The following is a 14273-nucleotide window of genomic DNA, read 5'->3' as shown; positions in this document are numbered from 1 at the left end:
GCCCGTCCGCTTCCCGACCATGAGGAGACAACGTTGTCATAGTGGCGCAGATTGCACACCAAAGCCCGGGTCGCTGTCAATGCCCGCTTCGCGCCGAATGGGATTCAGCCTGCGAAAGTTGTGAGGCAGATGGCTGATCAGTGTGTCCTGAACCGGACAGGCTCTCACGGCAGACTTGACGTTTTCGTGAGGGATTGCCCAAGGTTGCCCGCATCGACGGTGTGCGCGACAAGGTTGTCATCCCACTCCTCCGCGGCCCTGACGGCCGAGTCGCGCCGACGACTGGAGAGGCGATGGCGATGGCGCGAGCGCGCTGGAGAGCCGGACTGATCTTCCTGACCACGGCGGTGGTGGCGGCGGTCGCGCCGGCCACCGCGGCGGTGGCCGCGAAAGCCCCGGACACTGATTTCGCGAAGTGGGTGAACCCCTTCGTCGGCACCCGGCCGGGCGGTGAGGACCACGGCACGGGTGGCGGTGCCGGCAACACGTTCCCGGGCGCGGTGGCGCCGTTCGGGATGGTGCAGTGGAGCCCGGACACGGTGAAGTCGCAGCCGGGCGGCTACTTTTACGACGACAACGCCCTCACGGGCTTCAGCCTCACGCACCTCTCGGGTGCGGGCTGCTCGACGTACGAAGACATCCCCTTCATCCCATACGTCGGCGAGGTCAGCACCTCGCCCGCGACGGACCCGGGCCATTACACGTCGAAGTTCAGCCACGACAACGAGCACGCCACCGCGGGCGAGTACGACGTCACCCTCGACAGCGGCGCGAAGGTCGAGCTGAGCGCGACGCAGCGCACCGGCTCCGCGCGCCTGACCTACCCCGCCGGCGCGTCCTCGACGCTGCTGGTCAACACGTCCGGCTCGGTCAACGGCACCGACGACGCGTCGATCACCATCGGCAAGGACACCATCAGCGGCTGGGCGACCAGCGGCCGCTTCTGCGGCGCGCAGAACACCTACCGCGTGTACTTCTCCGCGAAGTTCGACACCCCGTTCGCCTCGATCGGCACGTGGAAGAACGGCGCGGTGACGCCCGGCAAGACGTCGGAGACCGGCGGGGCCAAGGCGAAGGTGGCGCAGCCCAACGGCGTGAACGCCGCCATCGCGCGCCCGGCCAAGGCCAAGACGCAGGACACCACAGTGAGTGGCCCCGGCAGCGGCGGCTACGTGACCTTCGCGAACCTCAACGGTGCCCAGGTCAACGTGCAGGTGGGCCTGTCGTTCGTGTCCGTCGACGGCGCGAAGGCGAACCTGAAGGCCGAGAACAACGGCAAGAAGTCCTTCGACCAGATCGCGGCCGGCACGCGCAAGGCGTGGAACGACCAGTTCGGCAAGGTCGCCGTCAGCGGCGGGTCCGACGCCGACATGACGACCTTCTACACGTCGCTGTACCACTCGCTGATCCAGCCGAACGTGTTCTCCGATGTGGACGGTTCCTACCCCGGCTTCGACGGCCGGATCCACAAGGCCGACAAGGGCCACGCGATGTACACCAACTTCTCCGGTTGGGACATCTACCGCTCGGAGATCCCGCTGCTGGCCACGATCGACCCGGCCCAGACGTCGGACATCGTGCGCTCGATGATGGCCTACGCCGAGCAGGGCGGCTCGTGGGACCGCTGGACCGTGGCCAACGACTACACCGGTGTGATGAACGGCGACCCGTACCACATCATCGTCTCCAGCGCGTACGCCTTCGGCGCGCGTGACTTCGACGCCCAGAAGGCGTTGCTGCTGATGATCAAGGGTGCCACGCAACCCACGCAGGGCTACACCGAGCGGCCCGGCCTCGCGGACTACATGCGTCTCGGCTACGTGCCCGGCGCCGGCGCGGACACGCTGGAGTACACCAGCGCCGATTTCGCCATCGCGCAGTTCGCGAAGCGCCTTGGCGACAGCGCCACCTACACCACGTTCATGAAGCGCGCGCAGAACTGGCAGAACCTCTACAACCCGGGCACCGGCCACCTGCAGCCGCGTAACGCCGACGGCTCCTTCGCCGGCACGTACGACCCGGCCAGCTCGCAGGGCTGGGTCGAGGGCAACGGCGCGCAGTACGAGTGGATGGTTCCCTACGACCTCGGTGGCGTCGTCTCGGCGTTCGGCGGCGACACGGCGACCCAGTCGCGGCTGGACACCTTCTTCACGCAGCTGAACGCGGGCACGCAGGAGCCGTTCGCCTTCATGGGCAACGAGCCGAACTCCAACGCGCCCTACGTCTACTCGTACACGGGTGCCCCGGCCAAGACCCAGGCCATCGTGCACCGGTCGATGGACGAGCTCTACAACCCGCGTCCCGAGGGCCTGATCGGCAACGACGACCTCGGCCAGATGTCGGCCTGGTACGTGTGGTCCGCGCTGGGCGTCTACCCGGAGATCCCGGGCCGCGCCGAGGTGCTGCTGTCCACGCCGCGGTTCGAGCACGCCGTGCTCACGACCGGCGCGGGCAAGAAGATCACGATCAACGCGCCCGGCACCGGTGACTACGTCGGCTCGTTGAAGGTCAACGGCGGCGCGGCCTCGAAGTCGTGGCTGCCCGAGGCCCTGATCTCGACCGGCGGCACGCTCGACTTCACCCGCTCGGCCACGGCCACCCAGTGGGGTGCCGCGGCGGCCGACGCCCCGCCGTCGTTCCGCGAGCAGGAGAAGCCGAGCCTGGCGTTCGCCAACCCGGCCCGCGTGGTGACCCCGGCGGGCTCGACCGCGACGGCGAGCGTCGGTGTGCAGGATCTGTCCGGCACCGCGAAGACGTGGACCTACACCGCGGGCAGCGCCGACGGCATCACGCTCTCGCCCGCGTCGGGTTCGGTCGCGGTGCCGGCCAACGGCAAGGCACAGGCCACGGTCAACGTGACCGTCCCCGCGGGCACCGCCGACGGCGCCCGCCGTATCCCGGTCACGTTCTCCGCGCCGGGGCTGGCGAGCACCGAGGCCGTGCTCACGGTGCTCGTGGCGCAGCCGGGCAGCTGGCTGGCCACAGTGGACAACGCCGGCATCTCGCCCGACTCCGATTCGACGAAGGCCAACTTCGACGGCGGTGGCTGGAGCTACTCGGCCGACGCGCTGGCCGCGGCCGGCGCCAAGCCCGGCGGCACCGTGACCAGTGACGGCCTCAACTTCACGTGGCCGTCGTTCCCGGCGGGCGACCCGGACAACGTCGTGGCCAACGGCCAGAAGGTGACCGTGACCGGCTCGGGCCGGCTCGCGCTGCTCGGCGCCGGGTCCAACGGCAACGCGCAGGGCACGCTCACCATCACCTACACCGACGGCACCACGTCCACCGCCACGGTCGGTGTGTCCGACTGGACGCTGGGTGGCGGCGCCGCGCAGCCGTCGTTCGGCAACCGGATCGTGCTGTCCACGCCGTACCGCAACGCTTCGGGCACCGACCCGCAGCAGATTCGCACGATGGTGTTCGGCACCGCGCCGATCACCCTCGACGCCGGTAAGACGGTGGCGAGCGTGACGTTGCCGTCGAACGTCAGCGGTGGCGCCATGCACATCTTCGCCATCGCCGTCGGCTGATCTTCGCCAGTCCGTGATCCGTGGAGGGCTCCTCACGCGAGGGGCCCTCCACGGACCGTTTCCTTGAGGGAGCTCGATGAGGAGCAGAACACTGGCGGGCGCGGTCGCGCTCGCCGTCGTGGCGGCCGGCCTCACGCCGGTCACCGCCTCGGCCGGACCGGCCGACGCGCTGGAGTCCGTGAACACGTTCATCGGCACGCAGGACGAGGGCAACACGTTCCCCGGGGCCTCGGTGCCGTTCGGCATGACGCAGGTCAGTCCACAAACGACCCACTACGCCGGGTACCTCTACACCGACACCGCGATCCGCGGCTTCGGCCACTTCTTCCTCTCCGGCGCGGGCTGCTGGGAGCAGGGCGGCCTGGTGTCCACCCTGCCCACCACAGGCGATGTCGGTCCGGGAGCCGCGTTCGACACGACCAAGCCGGCCACCTTCGACAACGCCAACTACGCCGCGCCCTACACCCACGACGGCGAAGTCGGGAAACCCGGCTACTACAAGGTGCACCTGACCGGCTACGGCGGCGTCGACGTGGAGACCACGGCCTCGACCCGCAGCGGCGTCGAGCGCTACACGTTCGACAAGTCCGGTCCCGCCAACGTGTTCGTGAACGTCGGGCAGGCCAACGCCAAGGAACCCGTCACCGGCAGCAGCGTGCGGATCGTCGACGACCACACGATCTCCGGCACCGTCGAGTCGCAGGCCTTCTGCGGCGGCAAGGCCTACACGACGTACTTCACCACGAAGTTCGACAAGCCGTTCTCCAGTTACGGCACCTGGTCGCCGACCGGCGGCACGCCGTCGAGCAAGTCCTCGGCGGGCGGCGCGGGCCTGCGCGGCGCGTGGCTGACCTTCCCGAAGGGCGACCAGATCACCGCCACCACGTCGATCTCCCAGGTGGACGCCCACGGTGCCGACGTGAACCTCGCCGCCTCGCGGGTGCGCCCGTTCGATGCCGTGAAGGCCGACGCCCAGCGCACGTGGCGCCAGGAGCTGTCCAGCGTGGACATCACCGGCGGCACACCCGACGAGCGCACGGTGTTCTACACCTCGCTCTACCACGCCTTCCTGCAGCCGCTCACCGCGAACGACGCCGACGGCCGCTACTACGGCTTCGACAAGAAGATCCACCGCGCGATCGGCTGGACGTACTACGACTTCTTCTCGCTGTGGGACACCTACCGCAGCCAGAACCAGCTGCTTGCGCTGCTGAAGCCCGACCGGGCGCGCGACATCGCGAAGAGCATCCTCGCGATCCACGAGCAGGGCGGCTGGCTGCCGCGGTGGGCGTACGCGAGCCAGGAGACCAACACCATGACCGGCGACCCGGTCACACCGTTCCTGGTCGACCTGTGGCGCTACGGCGCGCTGAAGGGCGACGAAGTCGAGGCGTATGAGGCGCTGCTGCAGAATTCGCAGCAGATCCCGCCGGCGTCCTCGCCGTTCCAGGGCCGCTCGGGCAACGCGAGCTACCAGGCTGACGGGTTCGTGCAGTACGACCCGAACTTCCCGAAGAAGGGCCAGGACACCGACCCGAACCACGGCGCTTCGGCCACGCTCGAATACGCCCTCGGCGACTGCTCGCTCTCGACCATGGCCGCGGCGCTGGGCAAGAAGCAGGACGCGGCGGCGCTGGCCGCGAAGGGTCGCACCTACCAGACGCTGTGGGACCCGACCGTGACCGACCGCGGCTTCACGGGCTTCTTCCGCCCGAAGGTCGCCGGCGGTGACTGGTTCACGCCGGCGGGCCAGCCGTACAGCCCGCAGAGCCAGGACGGCTTCCACGAGGGCACCGCGTGGCAGTACCAGTGGCTCGTGCAGCAGGACGTGCCCGGGCTGATGAAGGCGATGGGCGGCGCCGACAACACCCACGCCCGCCTCGACGACTTCTTCGCCTACGACGACCTCGTGAAGGACCCGGCGAAGACCGTCCGGGAGGAATGGGTCGTGGGGCCGTACTCCTACTACAACCAGTTCCGCTACAACCCCAACAACGAACCCGACCTGCACTCGCCGTGGATGTACACGCTCACCGGCCAGCCGTGGAAGACCTCCGCGGTGGTGCGCGCGGCCCACACGCTGTTCACGAACGCCCCCAATGGCGTCACGGGCAACGACGACCTCGGCACCATGTCGGCGTGGTACGTCTTCAGCGCGCTCGGCCTCTACCCGGCCGTGCCCGGTACCGGTAACTTCGTGCTGAACGCGCCGCAGTTCGCCAAGTCCGTGCTGCACCTGCAGAACGGGCGTTCGGTCACCATCGAGGCGCCGGGTGCCGACGGGGCGAAGCTCCAGTACGTCCGCGGCCTGGAGGTGGGCGACGGGCGGCAGGCGCGGCCTTCGGACAAGTCCTACGTGAGCGTCGAGCAGTTGCGGCGCGGGACCACACTGGACTTCACCCTGACCGCCGACGCCACGCAGGCCACGTGGGCAACATCACCTTCGTCGGCACCGCCGTCACCTTGTGCCGGTTAGTGTCCGATTGAGAACTATCCGTGAAGGCTCTTTCCCGGAATGCGAGACCGGGAAGGGGCCTTCACGGTTTTCCGGGCATATCCCCACCGTTTCCCAAGTGGTCCAGACCATGTGGCGGCCGGGGTCGTGAGGATAGTCACGGGCCCCGGTGTTCCGGTGAGGGCCGTCACGCCTCACACTGGTGTCATACGCGTCCGACAGTGCTGTTGACGTCAAGTGGGTAGTCCCCCTTGGACAGTGCACCGGACGCGTTTTTGTGTGTGCAGGCAGCACGCACCCGTGTGACGCACAGGAGGAAGTCGTGTCCAGCAAGGCCGCTATCGTGTTCCGCGTGGCCGCAGTCGCCGAAGCCCTGTCCTGGGCCGGTTTGCTGATCGGCATGTTTCTCAAGTACGTCGTGCACTCCTCCGGTGAGGGCGGCGTGCCCGTCATCGGCATGGTCCACGGCGTGATCTTCGTGCTCTACGTCGTGGTCTCCCTGTCCGTCGCCAAGCCGCTCGGCTGGCGCCCGAAGACCCTGGTGCTCGCGCTGCTGTCCAGCATCCCGCCGCTGTTCACCTGGATCTTCGAGAAGTGGGCCCTGCGCAATGGCCGCCTCGACGGCCCGCAGCGCCTCACCCACGGCGGTGTCGGCCTGTTCGAATCCCGCGTGCGGGAGACCGTGAACGCCTGATTTCCCCGCTTTCGACGGGCCCGTACGACCTCGTGTCGTGCGGGCCCGTTCGCGTTTGCCCCGGCGTGTTCGCCGGGGCGTGTGCGGTTTCGGCGCTATTCGGTGAAGTCGCCCGAGGAGCGGCGGACCTTGGTGAGCAGGTCGGTGAGCTGTTCGACCTGCCGCTCGGTGAGCCCCGTGAGCCCGAAGTCGATGCCCGTCACCGCGGCCGTCGCGGCTTCGCGGCGCGCGCGGCCGTCGTCGGTGATCTCGACCAGCGTCGTGCGGCGGTCGGTGGGGTGCGGCACGCGCTTCACGAGCCCGTCGCGCTCGAGGCGGTCGACTATGTTGGTGACACTGGTGGGGTGCAACTGCAGCCGTTCACCCATCACCCGCATCGGCAGCCGCGAGTTGCGGGCGAAGGTGAGCAGCACGAGCGCCTCGTAGCGGGCGAAGGTGAGGCCGTGCGGCTTGAGCGAGCCGTCGACCGCCGACTGGATGATCTGTTGCACGCGCATCAACCCGGTGACAGCGGCCATGGTTCCGGCGGGACCGATCCGGTCCTCCCAGAGCTCGGCCGCACGGGCGATCGGGTCGAACGGCAACGGTCGGTTCATGACACGCGAAGTTACCAGCGGGTACCCGGAAGGCGGCGATCGCCCTGCTCAGCCGCCATTGTTTTCCTCTGACGAAAGGATCCGAGATGATCGTCGCGTTCAGTGTGAGCCCCTCCGGCGGCGACCCGGACGCCGGTGTGAGCGAAGCCGTCTCGCGCGCCGTGAAGGTCGTCCGCGACAGCGGGCTGCCCAACTCCACCAGCTCGATGTTCACGGAAATCGAGGGCGAGTGGGACGAGGTGATGGCCGTCGTGAAGCAGGCCGTGCTGGCCGCGGGGGAGGGCTCGCCGCGTGTCGGCCTCGTCCTCAAGGCCGACATCCGCCCGGGCTACGACACGGGCCAGCTCACCGCGAAGGTCGACCGAGTGGAAGCACACCTGCGCGAGGACTGAGCGCCTACGGCAGCGGCGGGGTGAACGCCACGGTCCACCGGCCTTCCTCCCTTGTAACCGCCAGGGAGTAGGTGAATCGCGACCCGTGCGTCACCCCGCTGACCACCGCGCGCGTGGGGGAGTGCTCGTCGGGAACGAGCTGCACGGCGATGTCGCGAACGTCCTCTTCGCCGAGCACGGCCACGTACTCGTCGGCGAAGTCGGAGGCGCCGGAGCCCGGGTAGTCGAGCAGGTCTTCGAGCTCGCCGGAGTCCCGGGCGACCAGGGCGCTGCGCAGCGAATCACGCAGGGCGACGGGCGAGGGCGCGCCCGGGTCCGGCTGGTTCGCGATGATCACCGTGATCGCCACGACCCACGCCACGCCCACCCCGACGGCCACCGCCACGGTGGCGTTGCGCCGGCTCAGCATCACAGCCTCCCTGATCTTTCCGCCGTGAGCATGCACGAGCCGGGCGCTCCTGCCAATCGTGGCGCGAGTGCGACACCCGGGCACCGGCGGTGAAATGTCCCGCCGCCCCGTGCCAGGATGGAGGGCGTGACACACCCACGCGGATCTGCAGCGAACTCAGCGGCCATGTCCGCCGCACTGTCCGGCGCGGTCGACCTGTCCGCGCTCAAGGCCCGGGCCGAAGCGTCCCGGAGCCAGCCCCCCGCGCCGCCTGCGGGTGCGGCGCCGGCCGGGGGCGGCGCGCCGCCGTCGGACGTCATCATGGATGTGACGGAAGCCACGTTCCAGACCGACGTCGTCGAGCGCTCACTCAACCAGCTCGTGCTCGTGGACCTGTGGGCCGACTGGTGCGGCCCGTGCAAGCAGCTCAGCCCGGTGCTGGAGCGCCTCGCCACCGAAGCGGCCGGTGCGTGGGTGCTCGCCCGCGTCGACGTGGACGCCAACCCGCGCATCGCGCAGCTGTTCGGCGCCCAGTCGATCCCGACCGTCGTCGCGATCGGCGGCGGCCAGCCCGTGGACGCGTTCTCCGGCGCCCTGCCGGAGCCCGAGATCCGCAAGTGGCTGGGCGCGCTGCTCGACGCCCTGCGCGACAAGCTCCCCGGCACCCGCGCCGCCGAGGAGGCCCGCGGCCCGATCGAGGAGCCCGAGGACCCGCGCTTCACCGAGGCCGAGGAAGCCTTCGAACAGGGCGACTTCGCCGCCGCGCAGGCCGCCTACGAGCGCATCCTCGACGCCGAGCCCGCCAACGAGCTCGCGAAGAATGCCCTGGCCCAGGTCAAGTTCACCGCCCGCGCCGAAGCGGCCGACCCGGACGCCCGCACCAAGGCCGACGCCGACCCGACGAACCTCGACGCCCAGCTCGCGGCCGCCGACCTGGAGATCGCGGAGCAGGACGTGGACGCCGCGTTCACGCGCCTGATCGACACCGTCCGCCGCACCGCCGGCGACGACCGCAACCGCGTCCGCGAACACCTGGTCGCGCTGTTCGACCTCTTCGACCCGGCCGACGAGCGCGTGATGAAGGCCCGCCGCAACCTGGCGAGCGCCCTGTTCTGAGCCGTTCCACCACGAAGGCCCTCGGTCCCCTGGCACTGTGAAGGGATCCGGGGGCCTTCGTCGTGATCATGAAGCGCCGGCCTCGGGGACAGGCGTATCTCCAGCCTGCGGGGCCAAACAGCCCTGGTGACGGGCGCCCGCCGGGGCCTTGGTCGCGCGGTCGCGCCGGCCTCTCCGGGCGCGGCGCCGAGGTCGTCCTCGTGGCCCGGTCGCAGGCCGAGCTCGCGGCCACCTCCGAGCTTGCCGCAGGCCTGCTCGGGGGCAACGCCTACATCACGGCCAAGGCCGCCGTCGAAGTTCACACCCGCAACCTCGCCGCGGAGCTCACGTACGAGAGCGGCGTCCTGATCTTCCCGGAGGCCTCCGCGGCCGGGTTGCTCGAGCACCTGCCGGCCGACGACAACGGGGTCACCTGGCCCGCGCCCGCGATCGGCTGAGCCTCGGCCGTCGCGTTTCCAGCATGCCTGGAAACTCCGTTCACGATGATTTTCCAGCCTGCGTGGAAAACCCGCCTCCAGATGCTCAGCCGTACTGCTTCGAGCAGACGGCGGAACCCTCGAGGTAGCCCCGTCGCAGCGACTCGACCCGGTCGAAACCGCTGTCCGGCCGCTTGCCGTTCACGTCCGCCGACACCAGGCCGTCGGGGCGCAGCAGGTCGGCGATCGCCTCGTCGAGGTCGCCGGCCGAGAGCCGCAGCGAGCCGGGCCGGTTCGTGAACGCCGCCCAGGCGCCCACCAGACACGACGTCCGCAGCCCCGCGTTCGGGTTGTCCAGCGACGCTCCCACGCCCTTCTGGATCCCCATCGCGTACCGCGACGCCACCTCCGCGAACGCCGCGAAGTCGCCCAGCCCCGTGCTCTGCCGCCCCGACGCGTCGGAGTCAGCGTCCACGGGCTGGGCCAGCTGGGTCAGCCGCGAAACGTCGATGTTCACCGTGTTGTCGGCCGGGCAGTAAGACGCGGGCGGGGTCGACGGCCCACCGGAGCAGCTGCCGCTGCCCGGCACGATCGTCGGCGCCTTCACCCCCGCGCCGCCGAACGCCGAGTCCAGGCTCGCCTTCAGCAGCGTCAGCGTCTGCTCGGAGATCTTCGCGTCGCCCTTGCCGGTGTCCAAGCTGTCGAACGGCCGCTCCGTGAGCCGCGCCTGCACGTTCTGCGCGTTCATGCCCGCGCACTCCTTCGGGCCCTTCTCGAACCCGGACTGGAACGCGAACGTCCGGTCGAACGCCGTGCCGTGGGCCTGCCGGTCGGTGGCGCTGGTGCCGGCCTGGTCTCGGATGAAGAACATCGCGGCCATGATCCGGTCGAGACCCTCGGCCGTGGACACCTGGTAGTACTTGCTCTTCCCCTCGGCCACCCAGCGGAAGTAGCTGCCCGCGAAGCAGTCGGCCTGCTGCTCCTTCACGACGCTCGGCGTGCTCTTCGTGATGCCGGCCTTCGGCCCGAGCCGGTACTGGATCGCGTGGCCGAACTCGTGCGCCAGCACGGTGACCACCGACATCGGCCCGAAGCGCTGGCGCAGCATCGGCAGCAGCACGCCGCGATCCCACGCCACCGAGTCGTCTGCGGAGCAGTAGAACGCGTTCACAAGCTTCTTCACACTGCCGCACGCCGTCTGCTCGGTGTCGGTGCGCGAGTCGTAGGACAGCAGCGACGTCACGGGCTTGAAGTCCTGCCCGAAGTCGGTCGGGAGTGCCTCGCCCCAGTAGGCCTCGACGTCGGCGATCGCGGCCGTGGCCAGCTGGTCGTCCTGGCCGCCCTCGGCGTTCTTCACGGTCAGGTTCGGCTTCGGCGCGCCGCTCTTCAGGCCGCTGTCGAAGTGGGTCACGGGCAGGCCCGCGACGTTGCCGGCCCCGGGCGTCACCGGTCCGGCCGAACCAGTTCCGCAGGCCGCCGCGCCCAGCGCCGCCACCATCGCGAGCGCCAGCAGCGCTCCCCCTCGCCTCATCACGCCCGGGACCCTACCCAGCGGGTGTGCCCGATGTGAGCGTTATTCTCGAACGGGTCGCGAGCGCCGGAACGGGCGGCCCGATATGGTCGCTGACCATGCGTGCTGTCCGCCGGTTCACCGTCCGAGCCAGCCTGCCGGAATCGCTCGCGGGCCTTGGTGCGCTCGCGACGAACCTGCGCTGGACGTGGCACCCACCGACCCGCGACCTGTTCGCGTCGATGGACGCCGAGCTCTTCAACGCCATCCGCGACCCGTTGCGGATGCTCACCGCGCTGCCGCCGGAGCGCCTGCGGGAGCTGTCCGTGGACGAGGACTTCCTGCGCCGCACCCACGAAGCCGCGGCAGGGCTGGAGCAGTACCTCACCGAGCCGCGCTGGTACCAGCGGCGCACCGATGAAGGCCTGCCCGCGGCCGTCGCGTACTTCTCGATGGAGTTCGGCGTCACCGAGGCCCTGCCCAACTACTCGGGCGGCCTCGGCGTGCTCGCGGGCGACCACCTGAAGGCGGCTTCGGATCTCGGCGTGCCGATGGTCGGCGTCGGGCTGCTCTACCGGTCGGGCTACTTCCGCCAGAGCCTGTCGCTCGACGGCTGGCAGGTCGAGCACTACCCGGTGATCGATCCCAACGCGTTCCCTCTGGAGCTGGTGACCGACGGCGCGCACGCGGTGCTCGTCGAGGTCGCCATGCCGGGCGGGCGCACGCTGCACGCGCAGATCTGGCGCGCCCGCGTGGGACGCATCCCGTTGCTGCTGCTCGACACCGACATCGAGGCCAACGACGAGGACCTGCGCCCCGTCACCGACCGGCTGTACGGCGGCGACGCCGACCACCGCATCCGCCAGGAGATCCTCGCCGGCATCGGCGGCTTCCGGGCCGTGCGGAAGTTCTGCGAGCTCACCGGCCACCCGCAGCCGAACGTCTTCCACACCAACGAGGGCCACGCCGGGTTCCTCGGTCTCGAGCGCGCCTGCGAGATCATCCAGGCCGACCGGCTCGGCTTCGACGAGGCGCTGCCGGCCGTGCGCGCGGGCACGGTCTTCACCACCCACACGCCGGTGAGCGCCGGCATCGACCGCTTCCCCGTGGACCTCGTGCAGCGCTACTTCTCCGACGGCCGGCTCGTGCCCGACATCGACGTGCGCCGCGTGCTGCAGCTGGGCGCGGAGGACAACCCGGGCCTGTTCAACATGGCCCACATGGGGCTGCGGCTCGCCCAGCGCGCCAACGGCGTCTCGGAGCTGCACGGCCGCGTCACCCGGCGCATGTTCTCCCGCCTGTGGCCCGGGTTCGACGACGACGAGGTGCCGGTCTCGTCCATCACCAACGGCGTGCACGGCCCCACGTGGGTCGCGCGCGAGCTGAGCGCGCTGCTGGGCGGCAATCACGACGAGTTCGGCCACGAGGGCCGCACGCCGGACAGCTCGCTGCGCGACGGAGTCACGGACCAGCAGCTGTGGGAGCTGCGCCGCGAGCTGCGGGGAAAGCTCGTGGGGGAGGTGCGCCGGCGCGTGCGGGCGGCGTGGATGCAGCGCGGCGCTTCGGCACTGGAGCTGGGCTGGACGGAGCGCGTGTTCGACCCGGACGTGCTGACCGTCGGCTTCGCCCGCCGCGTGCCCACGTACAAGCGCCTCACGCTGATGCTGCGCAACCCCGACCGCCTGCGTGCGCTTCTGCTCGACGAGAAGCGGCCGATCCAGATCGTGATCGGCGGCAAGTCGCACCCCGCCGACGAGAACGGCAAGCAGCTCATCCAGCAGATCGTGCGATTCGTCGACGACCCCGCCGTGCGCCACCGCATCGTCTTCCTGCCCGACTACGACATGTCCATGGCGCGCTACCTCTACCGCGGCTGTGACGTGTGGCTCAACAACCCCGTGCGGCCGCTGGAGGCGTGCGGCACCTCGGGCATGAAGTCGGCCCTCAACGGTGGCCTCAACCTCTCCATCCGCGACGGCTGGTGGGACGAGTGCTACGACGGCTCCAACGGCTGGGCCATCCCCACCGCCGACGGCGTCACGGATCCCTTGCGCCGCGACGACCTCGAGGCCGCCGCGCTCTACGACCTGCTCGGCCAGCAGATCGCGCCGCTCTACTACGACACCGACGCTTCGGGCGTCCCCTCCGGCTGGCTGTCCATGGTCTGGCACACCTTGGAGACGCTCGGCCCGCGCGTGCAGGCGTCGCGCATGGTCCGCGAGTACGTGGACTCCGGCTACCTGCCCGCGTCGCGCATGGTCGCCGCCGCGGTCGACGACGGTTACGCGGGCGCGTTGTCGCTGGCCGACTACCGCACCAAGCTCGAAGTCGCGTGGCCTCGCGTGCGGATCTTCGACTCGGAACTGCTCTACGACCACGCTTCGCGCTTGGTCGTCGGCACCGAGGTCACCGTCCGCGCCCGCATCGACCTCGCCGGACTGGACCCGTCCGAAGTGGACATCCAGGCCGTCGTCGGCCAGGTCGGCGACGGCGACGAACTCACCGACACCGTCACGGTCCCCATGCACGGCGACGGCATCGGCGCGTTCTCCGCCTCACTGCGCCTGCCCCGCGCCGGCTCGGTGGGCTACACGGTGCGGGTGCTGCCGAAGCACCCCCTGCTGGCGAGCCCGGCGGAACTGGCCCGGGTGGTGCTCGCGTAGTGCCGGCGCTGATCGGCCCCACGACCCGGCTGCACCGCGCCTGGCTCGACGCGCACGCCGAGTGGGGCCTTGGCAGCCACGAAGACGGTTTCGGGCTGGTGCCGGCCGACGAGGTCGGCTCGCCGACCGGGTTCGCTGCCTGGGTGGCGCGGCTGGCCGCCGAGTCGGATCGGGTGACGTACCGGTGGCTCGTCGAGGACGACCGCGTGCTCGGCGGAATCGCGCTGCGGCACGGGTTCGACGACTTCGTGCGTCAAGCTGGCCACATCGGCTTCGGCATCCGGCCGTCGGCAAGGCGTCGCGGGTTGGCCGCGTGGGCGCTGGGCCGGATGGTCGACGAGGCACGCGGGCTCGGAATCGACCGCGTCCTGCTCGTCTGCGAGGCCGGCAACGTCGCTTCGGCGCGAACGATCGAGCGCCTCGGCGGAGTCTTCGAAGAGCGCCGGGACACTGAACATGGTCCGGCGCTGCACTTCTGGATCCCCACCGGCGAATCCGGCACGTGATCCCGCG

Annotated in this window: 11 protein-coding genes; 8 read left to right on the top strand and 3 right to left on the bottom strand. The window is 70.1% G+C overall.

What is annotated here, in order from left to right; all coding sequences use genetic code 11:
- The first annotated feature begins 293 nt into the window (after window positions 1-293).
- The 3 genes from AB0383_RS35055 to AB0383_RS35045 all read left to right on the top strand — a co-directional run bounded on the left by AB0383_RS35055 (window position 294) and on the right by AB0383_RS35045 (window position 6679).
- On the top strand, window positions 294-3530 hold the full coding sequence (locus AB0383_RS35055) for a GH92 family glycosyl hydrolase (protein ID WP_366189585.1): 3237 nt from the start codon (window positions 294-296) through the stop codon (window positions 3528-3530).
- Between the two features lie 76 nt (window positions 3531-3606).
- Window positions 3607-6006, top strand: coding sequence for a GH92 family glycosyl hydrolase (locus tag AB0383_RS35050; RefSeq protein ID WP_366189584.1), 2400 nt, complete (start codon window positions 3607-3609; stop codon window positions 6004-6006).
- A gap of 301 nt (window positions 6007-6307) precedes the next feature.
- Window positions 6308-6679: a DUF3817 domain-containing protein gene (locus AB0383_RS35045; RefSeq protein ID WP_364185294.1), complete on the top strand. Its 372-nt coding sequence runs from the start codon at window positions 6308-6310 to the stop codon at window positions 6677-6679.
- A 95-nt stretch (window positions 6680-6774) separates the two neighbouring features.
- Here the strand turns inward: AB0383_RS35045 and AB0383_RS35040 are convergent, their stop codons facing one another.
- A complete protein-coding gene (locus tag AB0383_RS35040; protein WP_220237531.1) occupies window positions 6775-7275 on the bottom strand; it encodes a MarR family transcriptional regulator in 501 nt (166 codons plus the stop codon).
- Window positions 7276-7361: 86 nt separating this feature from the next.
- On the opposite strand from AB0383_RS35040, the gene AB0383_RS35035 reads away from it, so the two are divergent.
- On the top strand, window positions 7362-7667 hold the full coding sequence (locus AB0383_RS35035; RefSeq protein WP_364185292.1) for a thiamine-binding protein: 306 nt from the start codon (window positions 7362-7364) through the stop codon (window positions 7665-7667).
- 4 nt (window positions 7668-7671) lie between these two features.
- Here the strand turns inward: AB0383_RS35035 and AB0383_RS35030 are convergent, their stop codons facing one another.
- Window positions 7672-8076, bottom strand: coding sequence for a hypothetical protein (locus AB0383_RS35030; RefSeq protein ID WP_366189583.1), 405 nt, complete (start codon window positions 8074-8076; stop codon window positions 7672-7674).
- A gap of 165 nt (window positions 8077-8241) precedes the next feature.
- Here AB0383_RS35030 and AB0383_RS35025 point away from each other — a divergent pair, with 165 nt between their 5' ends.
- Both AB0383_RS35025 and AB0383_RS35020 read left to right on the top strand, forming a co-directional pair.
- Window positions 8242-9171 (top strand): tetratricopeptide repeat protein, encoded by a 930-nt coding sequence (locus AB0383_RS35025; protein ID WP_364185288.1) that lies wholly within the window; start codon window positions 8242-8244, stop codon window positions 9169-9171.
- Between the two features lie 200 nt (window positions 9172-9371).
- The gene (locus AB0383_RS35020) at window positions 9372-9608 is read left to right on the top strand and encodes a hypothetical protein (protein ID WP_364185286.1); all 237 of its coding nucleotides are present in this window, start codon (window positions 9372-9374) and stop codon (window positions 9606-9608) included.
- Window positions 9609-9693: 85 nt separating this feature from the next.
- Here AB0383_RS35020 and AB0383_RS35015 read toward each other — a convergent pair whose 3' ends face one another.
- Complete coding sequence (locus tag AB0383_RS35015; protein ID WP_364185329.1) at window positions 9694-11118, bottom strand: neutral zinc metallopeptidase; 1425 nt, start codon at window positions 11116-11118, stop codon at window positions 9694-9696.
- 98 nt (window positions 11119-11216) lie between these two features.
- On the opposite strand from AB0383_RS35015, the gene glgP reads away from it, so the two are divergent.
- Both glgP and AB0383_RS35005 read left to right on the top strand, forming a co-directional pair.
- Entirely contained in the window at window positions 11217-13760 is a 2544-nt protein-coding gene (glgP, locus tag AB0383_RS35010) for an alpha-glucan family phosphorylase (RefSeq protein WP_366189582.1), read from the top strand.
- Window positions 13760-14266 carry a GNAT family N-acetyltransferase gene (locus AB0383_RS35005; RefSeq protein WP_366189581.1) on the top strand — a complete coding sequence of 169 codons (507 nt, stop codon included), beginning with the start codon at window positions 13760-13762 and terminating at the stop codon, window positions 14264-14266. Before glgP ends, AB0383_RS35005 begins: the two co-directional genes overlap by 1 nt.
- The last annotated feature ends 7 nt before the right edge of the window (window positions 14267-14273 follow it).

This window comes from Amycolatopsis sp. NPDC051373 (assembly GCF_040689465.1).
Lineage (GTDB): Bacteria > Actinomycetota > Actinomycetes > Mycobacteriales > Pseudonocardiaceae > Amycolatopsis.
Note: the sequence above shows the minus strand (reverse complement) of the source record. Positions and strands in the feature narration are given on the sequence as shown.